20 protein-coding genes and 1 riboswitch are annotated in these 20,929 nt (G+C 46.2%); of the genes, 16 read left to right on the top strand and 4 right to left on the bottom strand.

Annotated features, from left to right (window positions below):
• The first annotated feature begins 14 nt into the window (after nt 1–14).
• Genes DFQ00_RS12105 through DFQ00_RS12090 form a run of 4 tightly spaced genes read left to right on the top strand, consistent with a single transcriptional unit; the run spans nt 15 to nt 4,348 of the window.
• Nucleotides 15–740, top strand: a complete 726-nt coding sequence (locus DFQ00_RS12105; RefSeq protein ID WP_110896734.1) for a phosphonate ABC transporter ATP-binding protein — start codon at nt 15–17, stop codon at nt 738–740.
• A 53-nt stretch (nt 741–793) separates the two neighbouring features.
• Complete coding sequence (locus tag DFQ00_RS12100; RefSeq protein WP_146236153.1) at nt 794–2,131, top strand: hypothetical protein; 1,338 nt, start codon at nt 794–796, stop codon at nt 2,129–2,131.
• Complete coding sequence (locus DFQ00_RS12095) at nt 2,124–2,822, top strand: response regulator transcription factor (protein WP_110896732.1); 699 nt, start codon at nt 2,124–2,126, stop codon at nt 2,820–2,822. Before DFQ00_RS12100 ends, DFQ00_RS12095 begins: the two co-directional genes overlap by 8 nt.
• A complete protein-coding gene (locus DFQ00_RS12090) occupies nt 2,819–4,348 on the top strand; it encodes a sensor histidine kinase (protein WP_244213805.1) in 1,530 nt (509 codons plus the stop codon). Before DFQ00_RS12095 ends, DFQ00_RS12090 begins: the two co-directional genes overlap by 4 nt.
• A gap of 136 nt (nt 4,349–4,484) precedes the next feature.
• Here DFQ00_RS12090 and DFQ00_RS12085 read toward each other — a convergent pair whose 3' ends face one another.
• The gene (locus tag DFQ00_RS12085) at nt 4,485–5,711 is read right to left on the bottom strand and encodes a glucose-1-phosphate adenylyltransferase (RefSeq protein WP_110896731.1); all 1,227 of its coding nucleotides are present in this window, start codon (nt 5,709–5,711) and stop codon (nt 4,485–4,487) included.
• 195 nt (nt 5,712–5,906) lie between these two features.
• Here DFQ00_RS12085 and glgB point away from each other — a divergent pair, with 195 nt between their 5' ends.
• On the top strand, nt 5,907–7,946 hold the full coding sequence (glgB, locus tag DFQ00_RS12080; RefSeq protein WP_167433682.1) for a 1,4-alpha-glucan branching protein GlgB: 2,040 nt from the start codon (nt 5,907–5,909) through the stop codon (nt 7,944–7,946).
• On the top strand, nt 7,943–9,373 hold the full coding sequence (gene glgA / locus DFQ00_RS12075) for a glycogen synthase GlgA (protein WP_110896730.1): 1,431 nt from the start codon (nt 7,943–7,945) through the stop codon (nt 9,371–9,373). Before glgB ends, glgA begins: the two co-directional genes overlap by 4 nt.
• A 125-nt stretch (nt 9,374–9,498) precedes the next feature.
• On the opposite strand, the gene DFQ00_RS12070 is transcribed toward glgA, so the two are convergent.
• Entirely contained in the window at nt 9,499–10,674 is a 1,176-nt protein-coding gene (locus tag DFQ00_RS12070; protein ID WP_110896729.1) for a M20 family metallopeptidase, read from the bottom strand.
• 199 nt (nt 10,675–10,873) lie between these two features.
• On the opposite strand from DFQ00_RS12070, the gene DFQ00_RS12065 reads away from it, so the two are divergent.
• The 4 genes from DFQ00_RS12065 to DFQ00_RS12050 all read left to right on the top strand — a co-directional run bounded on the left by DFQ00_RS12065 (nt 10,874) and on the right by DFQ00_RS12050 (nt 14,905).
• A complete protein-coding gene (locus DFQ00_RS12065; RefSeq protein WP_110896728.1) occupies nt 10,874–12,340 on the top strand; it encodes an ABC transporter substrate-binding protein/permease in 1,467 nt (488 codons plus the stop codon).
• Complete coding sequence (locus DFQ00_RS12060) at nt 12,327–13,049, top strand: amino acid ABC transporter ATP-binding protein (RefSeq protein ID WP_110896727.1); 723 nt, start codon at nt 12,327–12,329, stop codon at nt 13,047–13,049. The genes DFQ00_RS12065 and DFQ00_RS12060 overlap by 14 nt, the downstream gene beginning before the upstream one ends.
• Before the next feature lie 204 nt (nt 13,050–13,253).
• Nucleotides 13,254–13,742 carry an IS200/IS605 family transposase gene (gene tnpA, locus DFQ00_RS12055; RefSeq protein ID WP_110896726.1) on the top strand — a complete coding sequence of 163 codons (489 nt, stop codon included), beginning with the start codon at nt 13,254–13,256 and terminating at the stop codon, nt 13,740–13,742.
• Nucleotides 13,743–14,035: 293 nt separating this feature from the next.
• Nucleotides 14,036–14,231: riboswitch (cyclic di-AMP (ydaO/yuaA leader) on the top strand.
• Nucleotides 14,232–14,233: 2 nt separating this feature from the next.
• Nucleotides 14,234–14,905: a 3D domain-containing protein gene (locus DFQ00_RS12050; RefSeq protein WP_110896725.1), complete on the top strand. Its 672-nt coding sequence runs from the start codon at nt 14,234–14,236 to the stop codon at nt 14,903–14,905.
• Nucleotides 14,906–15,049: 144 nt separating this feature from the next.
• Here the strand turns inward: DFQ00_RS12050 and DFQ00_RS12045 are convergent, their stop codons facing one another.
• Complete coding sequence (locus tag DFQ00_RS12045) at nt 15,050–15,856, bottom strand: polysaccharide deacetylase family protein (RefSeq protein ID WP_110896724.1); 807 nt, start codon at nt 15,854–15,856, stop codon at nt 15,050–15,052.
• Between the two features lie 155 nt (nt 15,857–16,011).
• Here DFQ00_RS12045 and lpdD point away from each other — a divergent pair, with 155 nt between their 5' ends.
• The 5 genes from lpdD to DFQ00_RS12020 all read left to right on the top strand — a co-directional run bounded on the left by lpdD (nt 16,012) and on the right by DFQ00_RS12020 (nt 19,055).
• Complete coding sequence (lpdD, locus tag DFQ00_RS12040) at nt 16,012–16,404, top strand: prenylated flavin chaperone LpdD (RefSeq protein ID WP_110896723.1); 393 nt, start codon at nt 16,012–16,014, stop codon at nt 16,402–16,404.
• 139 nt (nt 16,405–16,543) lie between these two features.
• Nucleotides 16,544–17,215: a PspA/IM30 family protein gene (locus DFQ00_RS12035; protein ID WP_110896722.1), complete on the top strand. Its 672-nt coding sequence runs from the start codon at nt 16,544–16,546 to the stop codon at nt 17,213–17,215.
• Between the two features lie 96 nt (nt 17,216–17,311).
• Nucleotides 17,312–17,713 (top strand): DUF350 domain-containing protein, encoded by a 402-nt coding sequence (locus DFQ00_RS12030; RefSeq protein WP_110896721.1) that lies wholly within the window; start codon nt 17,312–17,314, stop codon nt 17,711–17,713.
• A 74-nt stretch (nt 17,714–17,787) separates the two neighbouring features.
• Nucleotides 17,788–18,294: a DUF4178 domain-containing protein gene (locus tag DFQ00_RS12025; protein ID WP_110896720.1), complete on the top strand. Its 507-nt coding sequence runs from the start codon at nt 17,788–17,790 to the stop codon at nt 18,292–18,294.
• Between the two features lie 11 nt (nt 18,295–18,305).
• The gene (locus DFQ00_RS12020) at nt 18,306–19,055 is read left to right on the top strand and encodes a DUF4247 domain-containing protein (protein ID WP_110896719.1); all 750 of its coding nucleotides are present in this window, start codon (nt 18,306–18,308) and stop codon (nt 19,053–19,055) included.
• A 113-nt stretch (nt 19,056–19,168) separates the two neighbouring features.
• On the opposite strand, the gene DFQ00_RS12015 is transcribed toward DFQ00_RS12020, so the two are convergent.
• Complete coding sequence (locus tag DFQ00_RS12015) at nt 19,169–19,465, bottom strand: HNH endonuclease (RefSeq protein WP_110896718.1); 297 nt, start codon at nt 19,463–19,465, stop codon at nt 19,169–19,171.
• Nucleotides 19,466–19,638: 173 nt separating this feature from the next.
• Here DFQ00_RS12015 and DFQ00_RS12010 point away from each other — a divergent pair, with 173 nt between their 5' ends.
• Nucleotides 19,639–20,907 carry a molybdopterin molybdotransferase MoeA gene (locus DFQ00_RS12010; RefSeq protein WP_110896883.1) on the top strand — a complete coding sequence of 423 codons (1,269 nt, stop codon included), beginning with the start codon at nt 19,639–19,641 and terminating at the stop codon, nt 20,905–20,907.
• Nucleotides 20,908–20,929 lie beyond the last annotated feature (22 nt).

The following is a 20,929-nucleotide window of genomic DNA, read 5'->3' as shown; positions in this document are numbered from 1 at the left end:
GAGGAGACATCGCGATGATCAGAGTGGAGAACTTGAGTAAATCCGTTGGAGTGGATCGTATCCCCATCCTGCGTGATATTCGTTTTGATATGCAGCAAGGAGAGATGATTGCGGTGGTCGGCTCCAGCGGGAGCGGCAAAAGCATGTTATTGAAATGTTTGGCGATGAAAGAAAAGTGGGATTCTGGCCGTTTCACAGTTGATGGCATTGATATTTTGAAAGAAGGTTGGTCCGGTAAACAGAAAATCAGACGAGAATGGGCATACTTGGAGCAGAACCCGCAGTTGTATCCAAGAAAAACAGCGCTGAAAAATGTACTTATTGGACGCTTTGGTCAGACTCCATTATGGAGGATGGCTACGGGAATGGTGCGTTCAGATGACTACATGGGAGCGATGGACCATCTCGAAGGCCTTGGCCTACTGGACAAGGCTCATCAGACGGCCGAGAAGATGAGCGGCGGTGAGAAACAGCGCGTTGCTATTGCACGAGCTCTTGCACACGGGGCGAAGGTTGTTCTGGCGGACGAACCGGTCATTGGGCTTGATCCCCACACCGCTGACGCAGTGCTTGAGACATTGCGTAAATTGTGTGAAGAGGAGCGAGCAACTGTCATTGCCGTGCTTCCGATTGAACTGGCGGAGAAGCATGCTTCACGAATTTGGGGCATTGCGGAAGGCCGGATCATGTTTGATATTCGTGGACGGAGATTGACCCAACACGAAAAAAATCAGATTTGAACAATGTAAATGAATGATAATGCTGCTGGAAGATAAGGTTTTGAAGATGTTTAATGAAAAGAGTGATGAGATTGCTTAATTCGCGTTGGGGGCGCTACATAGCAGCAGGCTCTATGGCTGTTCTGCTTGGAGCGGTGCTAAGTGGCTGTTCGGTAATAAGCGACCCCAAGCTTCTGATGAAGCCGCCGATGATGTCTACGGACAAAGAGAAGCTGTATAACATTGTGCAGAAGGAAACTCCCCCTGAGAGCAAGCTGATTCGTCCCAAGGATATGAGCAACACCAGCATGATTCGTGTCGAAGACCTGAATGGTGACGGTATTCGTGAGGCAAGTGTTTTCTATGAGACACCGAATGAAAATGTGCGTATCCATGGCATGATTTTGGAAGAGCAGGGAGGCTCCTGGGTCAAAAAGCTAACGTTTGATGTACCCGGTAACGAGCTGGAGTCGTTTAAGGTCATGGATATTACGAATGATGGCAATCCCGACATTGTTGTTGGAGTCAGCCTGCAGGATCAGAAGGCTTTGACGGCCTATTCCTATAAGGGCGGCGTTCTGGAGCAGGTGCTGGGCGGTGTGCCATATAATCAGGTAATTATTGATGATATGCAGGGCAATGCGCTCGATTTAAGCGGGGATGGCAAAAGTGATTTTGTCGTGGTTTCGTTGAATGCCAGTGGGTTCGCTACCATTGCGTTGTACCAGTATCAGGACGACAGCTTCAAGGAGATGGATCGGGTCGTTACGGATTATACGGTGAAAGAAGTGTACAATGCGCTTGGCGGCGAGATTGCCGATGGAAAAATGGGGATTGTGCTTGATGCGGATCTCGATGATCGAAGTTCATTTACACAAATGATGTATGTGAAGGACAACAAACTCGTCAGTGCTTTTAAATCACCGGATCAAACGTACAGAGATGACAAAATTTTAAGCGGTGATGTGAATAATGATGGTATTATTGAGTTTGGACTCAAAGAAACGCCCAAAGGCTGGGAGCATTACGTATTTGATTCACGTATGTGGTTCTATACGTTTTACCAGTGGGATGGCAAAGAGGGCAAGAAGTTTGTATCGTTCCAGTTCCGGGATGATGCAGACCTGTTCCATCTTAACCTGAAGCCGGAATGGTACGGCAAGATCACAATTGACACCAAATCGGAGAAGGATAAATATATCCGGTTCAAAATGATCAAAACGGATGAAACGGTAGCCGAGGTCAAATATTTTACATTTTCGCAGTGGGATCTTGAAAAGGGTAAAAGCTGGAAGGAGATTACCCGAACGAAGGATCGGGTAATTGCATCACGTGTTGCACAATCGGAGGCGGGCAAGGATGCATTAAGTAAAACTTCTCAGCTGAATAGAAAGGAAGAACTTAATGAGTAAAGTACTTATTCTTGAGGATGAAGAATCCATCCGTAGTTTTATTGTCATTAACTTAAAGAGAAACGGATTTGAAGTGCTCGAAGCTGGCGATGGGCATGAAGCGCTGCGCATTTTACAATCCGTCCCGGATATTGATCTGGCGCTGCTGGACGTTATGGTGCCGGGAATTGACGGGTTTGAAGTATGCAGACGTATTCGTGAGACGAACGAACGGCTCGGCATTATTTTTCTGACGGCAAAGGTTCAGGAGCAGGATAAGGTTTATGCTCTTTCAGTTGGGGCAGATGATCACGTCAGCAAACCGTTCAGTCCAACCGAACTGATTGCACGTATTCAATCCTTGCTGCGTCGGGTTAACGTACATCGCGAAACCGCCGCCAAGGTAACGTTCCAATCTGGACCGTTCTCTCTGGATTTAATCTCAAAACAGTTTAAAAAGAATCATGAAGCGATCGAGCTGACGCCCACAGAGTTCTCTTTAATTCAGTTCTTCCTGGAAAAAGAAAATACGCCGCTGAGTCGTGATCTGCTACTGGACCATGTGTGGGGTAAAGAGTACATGGGTGATCCTAAAATTGTGGATGTTAACATTCGTCGTCTGCGTCAAAAAATCGAGAACAATCCTTCCGAGCCTGAATACCTGCAAACTGTATGGGGTCACGGGTACAAATGGAAGGGCCGGGATCAATGATTAAAAAAGGTATTACGCGGCAGATTGTGCTGCACTATTTTATTGTAGTATTTCTTGCACTGGTGCTGGTTGAATTTGTGTTTATGCTGGCCGTGCAACGGTTTTATTACGAGAGTATCTACAATACGATTAGCACACACATCACCAACAATAGAGACTTTCTTGAGCCAATCGCCAGAGCGAATAATGGAGAAGATGGCAATAACAATTTGTCGAGGCTGCTCGTTCGGCTTGCATTAGATAACACTGAACTCGAAATTCTGGATTTGAACGGGCGGGTGTTGGCAAGTTCGACGGCATTTGAATCAGATCGGGCAGTGCTGCAGACAAGTGATATTATGCAGGCGCTAAACGGCGATATGGGTCGCTGGATTGGCAGGCAGCCGAATACCGGTGAATCAGTCATGGCTGTCGCTAACAAATTTGATCTGGGCGGGGAAAACACGTACATTGTACGCTATCTGACCTCACTGGAATCAGTCAACTCGAAGCTGCTTGTCATGGGAATGCTGGCTATTGCGGTCGGAGTTGGCGTACTTGCCATCGTATTAATTATCGGTATAGGTATGGCTAACTCCATTGTACGTCCAATTAACAGCATTACAGCGGTATCCGCACAGATGGCGAAAGGCCGGCTGGACGTACGAGTCAAGGGCAATTACAAACACGAACTCGGTGAGCTGGCTTCAACGCTGAATTTTATGGCTCATGAGATTGTGCGCAGTAACCAGATCAAGGATGACTTTATTTCATCCATATCCCATGAACTTCGAACGCCGCTGACGAGTATCAAGGGCTGGAGTGAAACACTCGACTCCGGCGGGTATGACCCGGAAGAAACACGTATTGGTATGGGAATCATCGCCAAGGAAACCGAGCGGCTGATTGGGCTGGTGGAGGAAATGCTTGATTTCTCCAAGCTACAGCAAAATCAGATGAAGCTGGTTAAAGGTACAGTGAATATCCGTGAGGTAGTACAGGAGACGATGCTTAATGTGTGGGCCAAAGCCGAACAGAAGCAGGTTCATCTGAAGCTGGAAACCGATGAGACGCGTGCCTACAATGTCTATGGGGACGGGAACCGTCTGAAGCAGGTCTTTCTAAACATTGTGGACAATGCAATCAAGTTCTCGCATGAGAATTCCTGGATTTTCCTGTCTGTCAAAGAGGAGAACGGGCAGATTGTAGCAGCCGTTCAGGATACAGGGATCGGTATTAGCGAGGAGCATTTAATCAAGGTAAGAGATCGCTTCTTCCAGGTCAATCATCAAAATGGCGGGACCGGGCTTGGGCTTGCCATCACACAAGAACTTGTGGAGCTTCATGACGGGACCATTACGATGCAAAGTGAACTGGGATCAGGAACAACGGTTACGATAGTCCTGCCTATGCTCAATGAGGAGAATATACTGCCTGAACCAGTTGTAATAAGTCCGGAGCGGGAAGTGAAGCCAGAATCGGTCGATGCTTCTGCTCAGCCGGAACAGCAGCATTCTGCCCAAGATTCGTCTGACAAAGAAAAGTGATGATCATGTGGGGAATTTCATCTACAGCTTGATATAACGCATAACAAAAGGCGGGCCGTCATGGCTCGCCTTATCATTTAGTAATATGAGCATTAGCTTACGTTATTACTTTATTTTTCAATTTTGAAATTGGAAATTATGAGGATAATCCGCCTGTGCGGAGACGACCGCTCTTTTCGTAAACTTCTTTCAGTATACGCACTGGCTGTGTACGAACCGCTGGTTTAGGTGCTACGACTTCATTGGGTCCAACAACAACAATTTCGTCAGCGGTACCCTTAACAATTGCACCGTCCTTGATGATGGCTCCTTCGCCAATAATGGCACGTTCAATATGAACACCGCGGCCTACACGTGCATTCGGCATAATAACACTATCAAGCACTTCGGAGCCTTTGCCGACTTCTGCACCACAGAAGATTACGGAGCGTTCAGCATGGCCTTCAATGGCACAAGAGTCGTGAACCATGGAGGAGAGATGCTCCATTTGTGTCTGTCTTATCTTGATTGCGCTAGGTTTAAAACGCCATTCGCGGGTAAACATCGGCCAATCTTCCCGTTGCAGGCTCCAGTTTTCCTCGTTATACAGCAGATCCATGTGTGCATCCCAAAGGCTTTTCACCGTACCCACGTCTTTCCAATATCCATTAAAATTATATACGTAAAGGGAGTTTGTTTCATTTAACATTTGCGGGATGACATCCTTGCCAAAGTCATGGCTTGAGTTTGGATTCGCAGCATCCTCAAGCAAATGTCTTTTTAGATATTTCCAATTAAACATGTAAATACCCATAGAAGCGAGGTTGCTTTTCGGTTCAGCAGGCTTCTCCGCAAATTCAGTCACACGCAGATTCTCATCTGCTGCCATAATGCCAAAACGATGCGCTTCGTTCCATGGCACCTCCATAACCGAGATTGTCGCAGAAGCATTGTTGGCCTGATGTGCCTTGAGCATCTCACGATAGTTCATATGATATATGTGGTCACCCGACAAAATTAGCACATTTTCGGGGTTTTGCTGGTCAATATAGTCGATATTTTTAAATATGGCATCCGCAGTTCCCAAGTATTCGTCATTTCCTGTATGATAAGATGGAAGCAAGGATATTCCACTCCTCATTGAATCACCATGTAACCATGGCTCTCCTTGACCAATATGTTCGTGCAGCGATTCCGCTTGATACTGCGTCAAAACTCCTACAGTGTCGATCCCAGAGTTAACGCAGTTACTGAGAGGAAAATCAATGATCCGGTAGTGCCCGCCAAACGGTACAGCGGGTTTCGCAATTCTTGAGGTTAAAGGAGCTAATCGCTTTCCTTCTCCTCCCGCCAACAGCATAGCGATGCAATCTTTATTAAACATGATCGTTTCCCTCCCAAAATATTGTGCATTGTAGTACATTAGTAAACGAAAGCTAGGACTGTGAAACTACTGTTATTGTAAAAATTCTGAAAAACTACATCATTTTTTAAAACAAAGCATTTTTCTTTTCAACTTGGCTAAAATGGGGTAATGGTTAGCGTTATATCTATTTTCTGGAGAAAAGAAGGTGATCTCTTGGCTATTCAACCGCTGACACATCTGGATATTTTGCCGGAGCATATTTATTTATTTCATGAAGGTAATCTTCATCACAGTTATCGAATGTTGGGCGCGCAGCCTGAGACTCGCGATCACCGTCAAGGGTTCCGCTTTACCGTATGGGCACCAAATGCCGTAGAAGTTGGACTGGCTATGGACCGTAATGGCTGGAAGGGTGAAATGGAACCATTATATAAGATACCCGAATCAGGATTTTGGAGTCGTTTTTTTCCGGGAATTGAAGAAGGTACTTTATACAAATTCCGCATTTTAACGGAAGATGGCACCGAAATGCTCAAAGCCGATCCTTATGCGTTTCAGGCCGAGGTTCGCCCTCAAACGGCATCCGTTACAACTTCAATTCAAGGTTACAAATGGAATGACGGTGCGTGGAGACGCAAGCAGCGCACACATTACAAAAAACCTTTACATATTTATGAAATGCATCTGGGAACGTGGAAGCGCAAAGACGATGGAGGTCTATACAGCTATCGCGAGATGGCTGACTTGCTTGTTCCTTATTTACTGGAAATGCAGTACACCCATGTCGAAATGATGCCACTCAGCGAGCATCCCTATGATCTGTCATGGGGATATCAAAACACCGGGTTTTACGCGCCAACGAGCCGTTATGGGCATCCTAAAGATCTGATGTATCTGGTGGATACGTTACATCAGGCGGGTATTGGCGTATTGCTGGATTGGGTACCTGCTCATTTTGCCAAAGATGCGCATGGTCTGCGTTTGTTTGACGGGACACCGTTGTATGAATATGCTGATCCCATGTTAGCCGAAAAGCCCGGATGGGGCACACTTGGTTTTGATTACTCCAAACCCGAGGTGCGTTCCTTCCTCATCTCCAATGCGCTGTACTGGATGGAAATGTACCATTTTGACGGACTTCGCGTGGATGCAGTTACGAGCATGCTTCGTCTTGATTTTGAAAAGAAGCCAGGACAGTACCGTACCAATGATGAAGGTGGCCTGGAGAACAAAGAAGCGGTAGCTTTTTTACAGCAGTTAAATACGACGGTTTTCGAATATTTTCCTTATGCTTTAATGATGGCTGAAGAATCCAGTGCATGGCCGATGGTTACGATGCCGGTGGACAAAGGCGGTCTGGGCTTCAACTATAAATGGAACATGGGCTGGATGAACGATACGCTGGATTACATGGAATCTGACTTTCACGAACGTGCTTCCAAACATCATTTGCTGACATTCCCGGTTGTATACTCCTTTTCTGAAAATTATGTGCTTCCTCTGTCACATGACGAGGTGGTACATGGTAAAAAGTCACTTCTGAACAAAATGCCAGGAAGTTATGAGCAGAAATTTGCGGGTATGCGCGCGTTTCTCGGTTATTTCATGACATTTCCTGGCAAGAAGCTGTTATTCATGGGCGGAGAGTTCGGCCAGTTCATCGAATGGAAAGATGAGGATCAACTGGACTGGTTTTTGCTGGATTATGACAGTCACCGTAGCCTGCACAAATTTGCACGAGATCTGTCTAATCTGTACATCCGTGAAAAAGCTTTGTGGGAGCTTGATCATTCCTTTGACGGTTATGAATGGATCACCCCGGATGATCAGGGCCAGAGTGTCATTTCATATGTGCGCAAAGGAAAAAAACCTGCGGATACACTCCTGGTGCTCATTAATTTCCAGCCTGTCAAAAGGGAGCGTTACCGGATTGGCGTCATGCGTCCCGGTATGTATACCGAAATTCTGAACAGCGATCACATGCATTACGGTGGTTCAGGGATAACTAATAATATGCAGCTGCCCACAGAAAAAATTCCTTTTCACGGGCATGCACACAGCCTGGAAGTGGATTTGCCGCCGCTCAGCGTCGTAATTTTAAAGAAGATTACACGTCGGAAAACGGAGTCCAGCGCTGAAGGTAGCGCTTCCGTGAAATCGAAAAAAAATACAGAAAAAAAAGTGAAAATGACAAAAGTGAAGGCTATCCCTGAGGACAGCACGCTTAAACCAAAAAGGGGGACCAAGGCATGAACATTTTATTTGCAGCAGCGGAAGCACACCCGTTTATCAAAACTGGAGGGTTAGCCGATGTGATCGGTGCTCTTCCCCAGGCTCTGCAAAAAAGCGGAGCAGATGTACGCGTGATTTTGCCGAAATACAAAGGCATTCCCGAGGAATACAAAAAGGCGATGAAACCTGTGCTTGTGACGGACGTTCCATTGGGATGGCGCAGACCATACTGCGGGATTGAAATGTTAGAGCATGAAGGAATCCCGGTTTATTTTGTAGATAATGAGTATTATTTTGGACGGGACGGGGTTTACGGATATATGGATGATGGTGAGCGGTTTGCATTTTTCAACCGTGCTGTGCTGGAGGTACTACCTCAGCTAGATTTTAAGCCTGACGTTCTGCATACCCATGATTGGCATGCGGGCATGATTCCATTGCTTTTGAAGGCACATTATGCTCAGGATCCGTTCTATAGTGAGATTCGAACGGTGTTCACTATACATAATTTACTGTATCAGGGTGTATTCCCGCATGAATTATTTAGTGAGATTCTGGAGCTGGATGACCGTTATTTCACGATGCATGGCGCTGAGTATTACGGGAATGTGAATTTCTTGAAAGCAGGCGTTGTATTCTCTGATCATGTAACTACTGTTAGCCCGACGTATGCAAGAGAGGTGCAGACTTCACATTATGGTTATGGGCTGGATGGACTGCTGAGTTCATTGGGAGACCGCTTTAGCGGCATCGTGAACGGAATTGATACCAAAAGTTATAATCCGGCGACAGATCATAAAATTGCTGTTAATTACAGAAGCAGCCTCTCCAAGAAGGTTGAAAATAAAATCGAGCTGCAAAAGGAGCTGGGGCTGCCTGTGCGTCCTGACGCGCCTCTGATGGTGATGGTGACAAGGCTTGTAGACTCCAAGGGTCTGGATCTGGTATGTCGTGTCCTGGATGAGCTGCTTTATTATGATGATATTCAGTTTGCGGTGCTGGGGACTGGAGATGCGGCATATGAGCATTGGTTCCGGGAAGCGGCCAATCGGTATCCCCTCAAAATGGCAGCACAAATTACGTTTAACGACGGCTTGTCTCGCCGCTTCTACGCAGGCAGTGATATCTTCCTGATGCCATCGAAGTTTGAGCCATGCGGAATCAGCCAGCTTCTGGCACTGCGTTATGGCAGTGTGCCGCTGGTAAGGGAAACCGGAGGACTTAATGATACAGTGCAGGCCTATAATGAGTTTACGGGGGAAGGGAACGGCTTTTCCTTCACCAACTTTAATGCACACGACATGATGAACACAATTCGCCGTGCAGAGGAGTTTTATCGTCAGCCAGATCACTGGAAGAAGATTGTTAGCAATGCAATGGGCGGGGAGTACAGCTGGGATGTGTCGGCAGAGGAATATATGGAGATTTACCGTCAAATTCAGATTTGATTTAGTGTTGCGTGAGCATTGTTTATGCTGAATATGAAAAAGAGTCAGCTTGAGGTGACGACAGGTAGGATTGAACATTCCGTGTCGTGCATTCAAGCTGACTTTGTTTTCAGTAAGGAGCTTATTTACTTGGCAACCTGCTCGAATTCAGCCCGAATGGCTTGCAGCAGCTCCGGTCTGGTGAGGACGTCAAACGCAGTCCCGGCTAGTGCCTTGGCACCAAGAATCATGCCATCCAAGGCACGTTCTTGCAGGGCAAGATCACGGAATTCGATCGAGTGCAGGGTGTGCACTTCGTCTACCACCTTGATGTAAGGGTGGATGGCTGGACAACGCAGGGAGACGTTGCCAATATCCATCGAGCCATGATCGTTTCCGGTGATCAGCTCTTCCTGCGGAATGCCAAGCTCAATCAAATTATGGCTGAACGCATCAGAAAAGGTTTCATTGGTTACCATTTCATCGTAAGACGTTTCATAATTGGATGTTTCAAGCCTGCAGCCTGTCTGAAGTGCGGCTCCTTGTGCAATTTGAATGACCCGTTCGGTTAACACATTTAATTCTTTGCGAGTTGCAGCGCGAACATAAAACTGAGCGGAAGCATAATCCGGGATAATGTTTGCCGCTTGACCGCCGCTGTTAATAATGCCATGAATGCGAACGGTGCTTTTGACCTGTTGGCGGAAAGCATTAATTCCGTTAAATGTTTGAATAATGGCATCCAGTGCATTAATGCCTTCATGGGGGCTGGCAGCAGCGTGAGAAGATTTTCCATGAAACTCGAATTGCACCGCATCAATCGCAAGAGAACTGCCTGATTTTTCATACGCATAGAACGGATGAGCCATTAGAGCTACATCGCATGTATCAAATAAACCCGCTTCCGCCATCGGAACCTTCGCTCCGCGAGTTTCCTCTGCTGGTGTACCAAAAACTTTAATTGTGCCACCCACCTCCTCCAGAACGGATTTCAGGCCAACAGCTGCACCAAGGCTCATCATACAGATGAGATGGTGGCCGCAGGCGTGACCGATCTCGGGTAGGGCATCATACTCACAGAGCAATGCGATGGTAGGGCCGGGTTTGCTTGACGTGTAGGTTCCGATGAAGGCGGTCTCTAGTCCGAGCACGGGGGCCTGCACTTCAAAACCGTGATAGGAAAGTTCTTCCTTCAAGCGGGCGGAGGCTAAATACTCCTCATTTCCAAGTTCAGGATGAGCTCCAATATATGATGAAATGTCTTTGAAACGGGAAGCATATTGATCAATCACGTTGAATATCAAGGTTTTATTGGGTGTCATAGGTAGGCTCCTTAGGTAAAATGAAAATGATCTGGTAATCATAGCATATTGCAATGCTTTTTCAGAAACACATCAAGATCAGATCTCGAAAATGCATTGCATAATCATGCATTGTACTTTATAATGACTCAGTCATCAACACATTGACTGACGAATCAGTACGTAAAAGTAATTATAGCATTGTAAGGGGAGAACAAGGTTGAAATTAATAAGTCGTTATACTGTAATGCTGTTAACGTTCCTTCTTTTTCTGACGGCAGCTGCACCTGCTGCGTTTGCGAGTGGAACTACAGGCAGCTCAACAAGCGGCAAGAAGCTGGTGCTTGGGACAAGCGCCGATTTTGCACCCTACGAATTTCACAAAGTCATTAATGGCAAAGATGAAATTGTCGGCTTTGATATCGCGATTGCCAAAGAAATTGCCAAGGATCTGGGAGCAGAGCTGGTTATCGAGGATATGGGCTTTGACGGGCTCTTGCCTGCGCTGCAGAGTGGTCGTGTTGACCTAGTGATTTCGGGTATGACACCAACGGATGAGCGTAAGCAAAGCATTGATTTCTCTGATCCATATTATAAATCCAAGCAGGTCATTATCGTTCGTAGTGCGGACAAGGACAAGTATCCGGATATGAAGGCATTGGAAAATGCCAAAATCGGAGTGCAGAAAGGCTCTATTCAAGAAACGATTGGACAGGGCATTCCTGGCGCTAAGCTGACTTCGTTGGATAAAATCTCGGACATCGTGCTGCAGTTGCAGACGAAACGTGTCGATGCGGCGATTGTAGAGGATACGGTAGCTGCCGGATATCTTGATGACATGATTGTTCTTGCGAAGGCAGTTCCAGACGAGGAGCAGGTTGAGGCTGCGATTGGTATTCGTAAAGGAAATACCGAGCTTTTAACCGCTGTAAACAAAACGCTGGAGCGGCTGAAAAGCGAAGATAAAATCAATCAGATGGTAACGGAAGCAAGTCTCTTGATGGCTGATAAAGTCAATAAAAAGCAGAACATCTTCCAATTATTCTGGCAGTATAAGGGGTTGTACGCAACAGGTATCGGCTATACACTCCTATTGTCCGCTTTAGGTGTATTTTTCGGGGTAATCATCGGTTTGATTATCTGCCTGTTCCGTCTTCACAATATGGCGATTCTACGCTGGATTGGAACCACCTATGTTGAGGTGATACGGGGTACGCCAATGCTGGTGCAACTCATGATCATCTACTATGGAGTGTCTTTAACTTTTGGAATCAACTTCACGGCGCTGCAAGCGGGCATCATGACGCTGTCAATTAACAGCGGTGCATATCTTGCTGAAATTTTCCGTGCGGGGATTCAAGGCGTGGATCGTGGCCAACTGGAGGCCGCTCGTTCACTCGGAATGGGTCGAGGCGCAGCGATGCGTTACATTATTTTGCCACAAGCCTTCAAGGCTGTGTTGCCGGCAATCGGTAACGAATTTGTCACGATCATCAAAGAATCTTCAATCATCTCGGTCATCGGTATGGTAGATATTATGTATCAGGCAAGTGTAGTCAAAAATCTTACATTCCAGGGTCTGAACCCGTTCATTATTGCAGCAGCGATTTACTTTGTTATGACATTTATTTTGTCCAAGCTGCTTGGACGTTTGGAAAGGAAGTTGGGTGCAAGTGATAGACGTTAGACAATTACACAAATCATATGGTAAAAATGATGTTCTGAGAGGCATTGACGTATCCATCGGGAAAGGTGAGGTCGTCGTAGTTATCGGTCCTTCGGGTTCAGGGAAAAGTACGTTTCTGCGCTGTTTGAACCTGTTGGAGCAGCCAAGCTCGGGTCAGATTGAATTTGAGGGTGTGTCCATCACAGACCCTAAGCACAATATCAACGCTACTCGTGAAAAAATGGGCATGGTGTTCCAGCATTTTAATCTGTTCCCACATAAAACGGTGATGCAAAATATCACGATTGCTCCGATTAAGGTGAAGAAACAATCCATCGACGAAGCAAATCAAATTGCGGAAGATCTTTTGAACACCGTTGGTTTGGCAGATAAAAAAGACGTGTATCCAAACCAGCTTTCTGGTGGACAAAAGCAACGGATTGCGATTGCAAGAGCTCTTGCGATGCAGCCGCATGTGATGCTGTTTGATGAGCCGACGTCAGCGCTTGACCCGGAAATGGTCGGAGAGGTGCTGGAAGTTATGAAACGCCTGGCTGAAGGTGGCATGACGATGGTTATTGTTACACATGAGATGGGCTTTGCACGTGAGGTTGGTGACCGCATCCTGTTTATGGACGGCGGGGTGATCGTTGAAGAGGGGACACCTGATGAGGTGTTTGGTGCTCCTAAGCATGCACGTACCCGAGATTTTCTTGCGAAGGTTCTCTAACCACGAAGTGTGAATATCTCAAATAAGGTGCATTCATCAAAGCGTTATCGGCTTAATGTCGGTAACGTTTTTTTGTCAAAAGAAAACCATACGCTATGCGTATGGTTCGGGATAGCTTTCAGCGATGTATGAAAAAAAATTCCTCCTAATGTTACAATAAATTTGGTTCGCCAACCGAATTTATCGACAATAGGAGGAATACAGATGTCATCTGATGTGAACAGTTTAGCACATACAAAATGGAATTGTAAGTATCATATCGTGTTTGCGCCAAAGTACAGACGGCAAGTCATTTACGGGAAATTGAAACAGGATATTGGGAAAATACTAAGACAATTATGTGAGAGGAAAAATGTGGAAATTATTGAAGCGGAAGCATGTAAAGATCATATTCATATGTTAGTGAGTATCCCACCGAAGCTTAGCGTGTCAGCGTTTATAGGATATTTAAAAGGAAAGAGTAGCTTAATGATCTTTGACCGACATGCAAATCTAAAGTATCGATACGGGAATCGGAAGTTCTGGTGTAAAGGATTTTATGTGGATACGGTGGGAAGGAACAAGAAAGTGATACAAGAATATATCCAAAATCAATTGCAGGAAGATATCGTCGCCAAACAAATAACAATGGCGGAATATATTGATCCGTTTACAGGAGAAGAAACAAAGGAACAACGAAAGAAGAAGAAATAGAGTCCCCCCTTTAGGGGTAGCCGAAAAAGTAGTGCGGTTGGCGAACCCTTCAATGCCCTTTTAGGGCTGGCCAGTAACAAAGGCTTTCAGCCGCAGAACAAACCACCCGTTATACGGGTGGTTTTTATTTTATGAGTCTATAAAAGTTACGTTTCTGTTACCTGATTACTACTAGGAAATAACGGGAGAATCGCATTTTAAATGGAATCTTACTTATGGTATGCGGACAAGAAAAGTGAAAACAACGCAATATGGTAACATTTACTACAGGTTTTGGTTACAAAATTGTGATATATTGAATGCGGCCGAAATTTCCGGAGAGGAAGTGCGGGGGATGTAACAATGCAGTGATGTCCTGTCATACGAACAGCACGCTGCTAGGGGTGAATTAGGAATACATAATGCAATAGCATGTTCAGTACAGCCTATAGGGTGGGTTCCTCCATCCGAATCCGACAACTAACTTCGCAGGCATAATGAGGAGGAAAACCATGTTTAACCACAAACGTATATCAAAAGCAGCCATCGCACTACTGACATCCGTTCTATTGATTCAAGCCGTTCCGGCTCACGCGGATGCTGTTCATGTAGCCAAAGAAGGAGATACGTTTTTCACGTTATCGAAGCAGTATGGCGTTGCCATGGACACATTAATTAAAGCCAACAAAGACATTTCACCTTATAACATCTATGGTGGTCTGAAAATCACGATCCCAGGTCAGGAAAATAAAGCGGCAGCCGCACCAGCTCAGATGAAGTCACAGGAAAAAACGGTGACAGCAGCGAGTCTGAACGTGAACGGGGAAAACAAAGTTGTACAGGCTTGGGGTAAAACCTTTGACTACAGCAAAACAATAAACGTTAAGGCTACAGCATACTCCGCTGATGCTTCCGAGAATGGAGGATGGGGTGCGGTTGATTACTTTGGCAACCCGCTGGAGCTGGGCACCATTGCTGTAGATCCGAAGGTTATTCCTTTTGGCACGAAAGTGCTGGTAACGGGGCATTCACATCCAGGGCTGCCGAAACAAGCCTTCGTAGCTACGGCACTTGATGCGGGTAGTGCAATTAAAGGCAATCGCATTGATATCTTCATTCCGGGGAGCAAGCAGTTTGTGAATTCATTCGGTTTCCAGGATGTTGAGCTTTACATTTTAAAATAATAACGGATTTGACTCTGGAACTATCCTGAGTTCAAAACGTTAACATTCATCACCAGCAGATACAGGGTGTTCTCAGGTATTATCATGATTTATAGTCATGATAACACTAGGGGACACCCTGTTTAGATGCAATCCTCTACATCATTACTTTTCCTTAGACAGTTTCAGCATTTCATCCAAAGTAACGAGATCATAGCCTCGATTCCGAAGTTCCTCAATCACTTCAGGCAAAGCTTCAACTGATCCTTTTAGATTGGACCCTATGCCTCCCCCGGCATGCTGCAGTACGATGGAGCCGGGTTTTACCGCAGAAAGAATGTTATGTTTCACTTGCTCTTTCGTCAGACCCTTCCAATCCAGAGAATCAACATTCCAGTTAACGATGCTGTAACGCTGCTTTCGAGCCCAGCGTAGCTGCTCCTCATTAATATCTCCATATGGAGGACGAATCATTTTGGGCGTATAACCGGTCAGACGTTGAATAATGTCACCAGTATGTAAAATTTGCCTGCGAAATGCGTTCATGGATAACTTGCTGAATTCAGGATGATTATAACTGTGATTGCCTATAACATGCCCTTCCTTGACCATACGTTTCACCAGATTTGGATGTTTTTCAGCCCGGCTGCCTACGACAAAAAAGGTTGCACGTACTTTATATTTTTTCAATACATCCAGCACTTGAGCGGTAAACCGTGGATCAGGAACATCATCAAAAGTAAGCGCCACCTGCTTGGTGGAAGGACCATTTGTTTTGAAGGTGTCGGCATACTTTTGCCGCAGCTGCCCCAAAGTCAGCTGCTCTTCTCCTGTATCCGGGATGGATGCAGGGGGATGTGACGGTCTTTCAGCACCTTTTGGCGTAGTGTGAGCAAGAGCAGGAGATAACGGCATAGCTCCAAAACACCAGATAACCGTTATAAACAGAAGCATGATGAGGCGTAAACGCATATGTAACGGCCTCCTTTTTCATAAATGACGTTCTCTATGGTATGCCCTGTGACAGAAACTTTTATGCGTATGTGAGAAGTCTCACTGCACTGTTGGCGTCTTCAAAGTCATAATTCCACCATATATCACATATAGAGAAGGACAGGTGGAGTGAGATGAGTACATATGATTTGAAATCCATTCGATTAGAGGTTATTGATGCCGGGCTGGACAAAGTTTTCCTGGTGACTGGCGGGCAAGCTCATATTGGTGCTGTATCGACCTTTTATGTGGAGCAGGAGCGTGTTAGCGGTACGACGGTACATATTCCGGGTCATAAGGAGCAGGAGCTATGTGAGCGGCTTGCCCGGAAGGCATGTCTTCAATTAAAAGTTACAGTTACCGTAATTATGGGCATTCATTTTGACAGTATTACGCGCATGCAAATAGACGAAATCGTGCAGACTGCAGAGAGGCTCATGGACGAACATCTGAACATGATGCCGGACCCTACACAGCTATCTGTGGAATTGCAGGAAGGACAAACGGGTAAAACAATAGACGAATAAATCTGAATATAGAAAAATTGCTTCTGGTATGAAGGCTTTCATCTTGTTTTAATTTTTTTGTGCTAAAATTGAAACGAGTTACAGAATGCTGCGTATGTATCTATATATACGATGAACTATTACTAGGAGGAATAACCTAATGTCCATTTTCAAAAGATTACGTGACCTGACCATGTCCAACATTAACGCTATTATCGACAAAGCTGAAGATCCAATCAAGATGACGGATCAATATATCCGTGACATGCAAGAAGATCTTGAGGATGCCGAGAAGGCCGTAGCCGCGCAGATTGCGATTGAGAAGAAGTTCAAGCAACTGTATGAAGAGCAGGAAGCTCTCGTGAAAAAACGCGAGGAGCAGGCACACACAGCCGCTCGTGCACAGAATATGGATCTGGCGCGCCGGGCATTGGAGGAGAAAAAAGCAGCTGAAGAAAAAATGATCGAGTATAAAGCTAGTTACGATCAGAATAAAGCTTCTGCTGACAATCTTCGCGGCAAGCTGGACGAGATGCGCAAACAGTTGACACAAATGAAAAACAAACGGGAAACGCTGGTTGCTCGTTACAATGCAGCGAAGGCACAGACGGAGATTAACAAAGCGTTGAACGGTTTCAGTTCTGACACAGCAAGTGCGGGCATGAAACGCATGGAAGAGAAAATGATGCAGATGGAAGCTCAGGCGGAGGCTAGCAACGAGATGTCTTCCAAAGGCAAATCACTCGATGAAGAGTTCGAGAAGCTGGGCAAGGATGCCGCAGTTGAGGACGAACTTGCTGCTCTTATGAAGCAGTACGAGAATAAAAACTAAACACCTTGGCAGTCAGCAGGGTTAATCAGCGGAGGAGAACAGAGTTTCTCCTTCGCTTTTAAATGCGAATCATGTTGATAAGTGGAGGCTGTGTAAATGGATTTGAACATTTTGGCGATGCTGGTCTGGACTGCTTCGGGTTCGGTTTTGCTATTTTTGCTGATGTACGTCGATTCACTCTTTACAAAGTATAAAGATTTTGCCGAGGTCAAGGCTGGCAATATGGCAGTAACTACCCGAATGGTTATGAAGCTTTTCGCACAAGGATATGTGCTTGCAACATCTATCTCTACAGCTGGACATCTGGGAGAAGCGTTACTCGTTTCTGTGGTTTCCTTTGTGATTTTGTTGATTCTGGAAAGTGTTGTTCACTTCATCATTCGCAGATGGGCTGCCTTGGATCTGGATACAGGGATTCAGCAGGGCAAAACGGGATACGGACTTTTCTCCGGCGCTTTACATATTGTGGGCGCACTGATTATTGCAGCTTGTCTGTAAGTAGAACAAAGCAAGAGTAACATAAGCGTTGAACAGGAGTAATCAAGTTAAGGAACAGAACAGGAGTAATGGGCATGAGTGTATGGAAACGCATTAAAGGAATACTAGCAAAGCCAGAACCGCCGAAGGCAGAGAAAACGATGCTTCAGCTCGGACCTGGCGATATCTGTGAAGTGTCCCTCGTTACGTATGAAGTTGTCGGCAGGGTGCAGAATCGTGCGCGCAATGCTGTCGTGCTTACGCTGCAGGATGGCAGTTCATTCCGATATTTGCATGTGGAGGAGCGCGAAATCATTCGTTATGCACTCTATATTCCTATTGACGGCAGGCTCGATGCTCCGGATGAAGTGCCTACCATTCTTGAACTGGATGATCATGTGTATCATCTGGAGGAGGAGTATGGAGGCATGGTTCAAACGGTTGGCAGAACACCTTATGGTCAGGCTGGTGAACAGCTGGTGTGGCAGTATCAATCGGATGATAACAAACTTCTTCGTGTGGAATGGCAAGACAGAAGGTTTAACCTGTATGAGGGGGAGTCCATTCTTCCTGCGGATATCAAAGTGATTCGTTCGAACTAGGAGAGGTTCCAATGAAAAAACGCTTGGCACATGGATTAAAATTAATGCTGGTCCTCAGCCTTGTGATGTCTCTGTTGTCTGCGTGCGGTGCGGCCCCTTCGGTTCAGGATACGTATCCGCTTGAATCGGTTAGTGGCAGTGGCCAATCCACATCTTATGTGTATCGTGCTGCGAACCGCACGGTGCCAGAGGTTGCTCAGGAGCTGTCTGATCAGCGGAAGCCGGACCAGATTTCGGCCGAAAGCACAGAGCGTATGTTCCTGGTATACTCGGATCAGTACTACCATCTGCAGCAAGATCCGAAGAAACCGGAGGATACGCTGGTTGAGGTCGATTCCAAGGAATATGTGCGGCAGAATTATAGCTCGTCCTTTTTGCAAGGGTATCTTACGGCGACACTAATCGGTAATTTGTTTGATGCTTTTGGAGGGCGTGGATCGGGTAACTACCGTGGATATGCGGAACGGGATACGTATAAACCGAAGGCGGGATCATACCGGGCGCCGACCAGCAATGATAAAAAACTGGCTCCGCCGCTGACCGTTGAACGTAAAGGCTCGATCACAAGACGTGGAAGTGACAAGGATACAAGCGTCGGTTCAGGTGGCGGTTTGTTCGACCGGAAGAAGGAGCAGAGCAGAGGCAGCATTGATCGTAATAAAAGCAGTGGCGGCTTGGGTGATTTGTTTGATTCTCCGAAGAAATCCTATAAAAAGCCAAAAACCCGCGTTGGCGGCGGCCGGATTATGAGGCGAAGATAACGTTTTAAGACAGGACGTTACAGAAGATAACCAGTAATAAGCTCAGAGCAAAATAATAAACAGTAACAGGGTGAGCTGACAAAGCTGTCAGCAAGCATCGTGTTACTGTTTTTTTATGTTTTACGGACATGATGAGACTTGCGTACACGTGGTATCGTGGAAGCGGGCTGCTTGCGTATCCAGCGCAGGTAAGGCACGATACGTTCATCTGCGCTCAGCGACTCCAGGGTGGTCAGACCGAGTGTGATAAGATCACGATTGGTGTATAACGAATGAATTTGCTTGTGACAAGGGATGCATAGGTTAGCTGTTGGCATAAAAGTGCCTCCCATCTCCTTCGGAGTCAGATGATGAACCGTTGTTTCCACGGGCTCTCTGCCGCATAACTCACATTGATTAATCCTGTGCATCGTATTCACCTCCTGTTAACGAATGCTATTATGTGCAGTAAGAGCGTTTTTCATTTTGGTCTGGGATACAGTGAGCGACTTGTCATCCACACGTATTCGGGCTACACTTTCTTAAATGAGATTAAGACTTCAGGAGGTACTTCACAGTGAAACCGAATTCCCATTCATATGATATGAGCACCGCAAAATTTCATCGTGCTGCTGTACAAGTACATGAGGCACAGGCCAGAATTGCTAAGCACATTCCAAGAGGCCGGACTGAATATGTTCCCCTTGCAGATGCGCATGGGCGCACGCTCGCCAGTGCCATTACAGCACCACATGCGTATCCTTTTTTTCGCAGATCAGGTATGGATGGTTTTGCGATTCAAAGCGCAGACACACTTCTGGCCACAAGTGAACATCAAGTATGGTTCCGTGTCATTGATGAAATTCCGTGTGGCTACACCTCTGAGCATATCATTACACCCGGAACGGCTGCCAGAATCATGACAGGTGCCCAAGTGCCGGAAGGGGCGGATGCCGTAGTTATGATGGAAATGACCGAAAGCAAGCAGGAGCAAGGTGAGCACTGGATAGCATTGAAACGCCAGATTCAGGTGGAAGCAAACATTACTCCGATCGGGCTCGAAGTTCAGGAGGGGCAGCAGCTGCTTGAAGCGGGCACAGTCATCGGGGCTGGTGAACAGTCTGTACTGGCGACGTTTGGCGTAGCCGATGTACCTGTGTTTGAACGCCCGAAGGTGGCTATTTTTGCAACAGGCACCGAGCTGCTTGAAGTTCATGAGCCGCTCCAGCCCGGACGGATACGCAACAGCAACAGCTATATGCTCCGTTCTCTTGTGGTTGAAGCGGGTGGAGAGCCTATTATGTATGGAGCAATCGCCGATGATGTGAACACAGCAAGAGCCAAGCTGGAGGAAGCGATCCGTGACAACGATATGGTTGTAACGACGGGTGGTGTATCTGTTGGTGATTACGATATTATGGGGGAGCTTGTGCTTGAAGAGCAGATGCAGATGCTTTTCAACAAAGTCACCATGAGACCAGGGAGTGTGACAACGGCTGCTAGGTATAAGGACAAGCTGTTATTTGCATTATCAGGTAATCCTGGGGCATGTTTTGTCGGTTTTAATCTGTTTGTTCGCCCGACGCTTCGTGCGATGCAGGCGGATGCTCACCCTTATCTGGAGGAATGGACTGCAACGCTGCAGGTTGGATACGATAAAGTCAACAATTTCACACGTTTTGTCCGCGGACGTACGATCATTCGTGATGGTAAAGTATACGCAGTCCCGGCCGCTGCTCGTATAGATGAATCCAGTGTCATGATTACGATTAAAGATAGCGATTGTCTGATTGTTGTTCCACCTGAGCAAAAAGGCATTGCAGCGGGAGAACAAGTGACGATCCTGAGGCTTCCTGCCGGGCAAGCAAGGTAGCTGGTGATGATGGAGGAAAAAC

The sequence above is a fragment of the Paenibacillus barcinonensis genome (assembly GCF_003217495.1).
Lineage (GTDB): Bacteria > Bacillota > Bacilli > Paenibacillales > Paenibacillaceae > Paenibacillus > Paenibacillus barcinonensis.
The sequence above is the reverse complement of the archived record's forward strand: the minus strand, read 5'-3'. Positions and strand labels throughout refer to the sequence as shown.

Bases quoted from the DNA above. Each gene is read 5' to 3' on its own strand.
- DFQ00_RS12015 (WP_110896718.1), bottom strand. From the start codon at position 19,465: ATGCACAGGATTAATCAATGTGAGTTATGCGGCAGAGAGCCCGTGGAA.
- DFQ00_RS12100 (WP_146236153.1), top strand. From the start codon at position 794: ATGAAAAGAGTGATGAGATTGCTTAATTCGCGTTGGGGGCGCTACATA.
- DFQ00_RS12105 (WP_110896734.1), top strand. From the start codon at position 15: ATGATCAGAGTGGAGAACTTGAGTAAATCCGTTGGAGTGGATCGTATC.
- DFQ00_RS12010 (WP_110896883.1), top strand. From the start codon at position 19,639: ATGAGCACCGCAAAATTTCATCGTGCTGCTGTACAAGTACATGAGGCA.
- tnpA (WP_110896726.1), top strand. From the start codon at position 13,254: ATGTCATCTGATGTGAACAGTTTAGCACATACAAAATGGAATTGTAAG.
- DFQ00_RS12070 (WP_110896729.1), bottom strand. From the start codon at position 10,674: ATGACACCCAATAAAACCTTGATATTCAACGTGATTGATCAATATGCT.
- DFQ00_RS12025 (WP_110896720.1), top strand. From the start codon at position 17,788: ATGAGTGTATGGAAACGCATTAAAGGAATACTAGCAAAGCCAGAACCG.
- glgA (WP_110896730.1), top strand. From the start codon at position 7,943: ATGAACATTTTATTTGCAGCAGCGGAAGCACACCCGTTTATCAAAACT.
- DFQ00_RS12090 (WP_244213805.1), top strand. From the start codon at position 2,819: ATGATTAAAAAAGGTATTACGCGGCAGATTGTGCTGCACTATTTTATT.
- DFQ00_RS12050 (WP_110896725.1), top strand. From the start codon at position 14,234: ATGTTTAACCACAAACGTATATCAAAAGCAGCCATCGCACTACTGACA.
- DFQ00_RS12035 (WP_110896722.1), top strand. From the start codon at position 16,544: ATGTCCATTTTCAAAAGATTACGTGACCTGACCATGTCCAACATTAAC.
- DFQ00_RS12020 (WP_110896719.1), top strand. From the start codon at position 18,306: ATGAAAAAACGCTTGGCACATGGATTAAAATTAATGCTGGTCCTCAGC.
- DFQ00_RS12085 (WP_110896731.1), bottom strand. From the start codon at position 5,711: ATGTTTAATAAAGATTGCATCGCTATGCTGTTGGCGGGAGGAGAAGGA.
- DFQ00_RS12045 (WP_110896724.1), bottom strand. From the start codon at position 15,856: ATGCGTTTACGCCTCATCATGCTTCTGTTTATAACGGTTATCTGGTGT.
- DFQ00_RS12095 (WP_110896732.1), top strand. From the start codon at position 2,124: ATGAGTAAAGTACTTATTCTTGAGGATGAAGAATCCATCCGTAGTTTT.
- lpdD (WP_110896723.1), top strand. From the start codon at position 16,012: ATGAGTACATATGATTTGAAATCCATTCGATTAGAGGTTATTGATGCC.
- DFQ00_RS12030 (WP_110896721.1), top strand. From the start codon at position 17,312: ATGGATTTGAACATTTTGGCGATGCTGGTCTGGACTGCTTCGGGTTCG.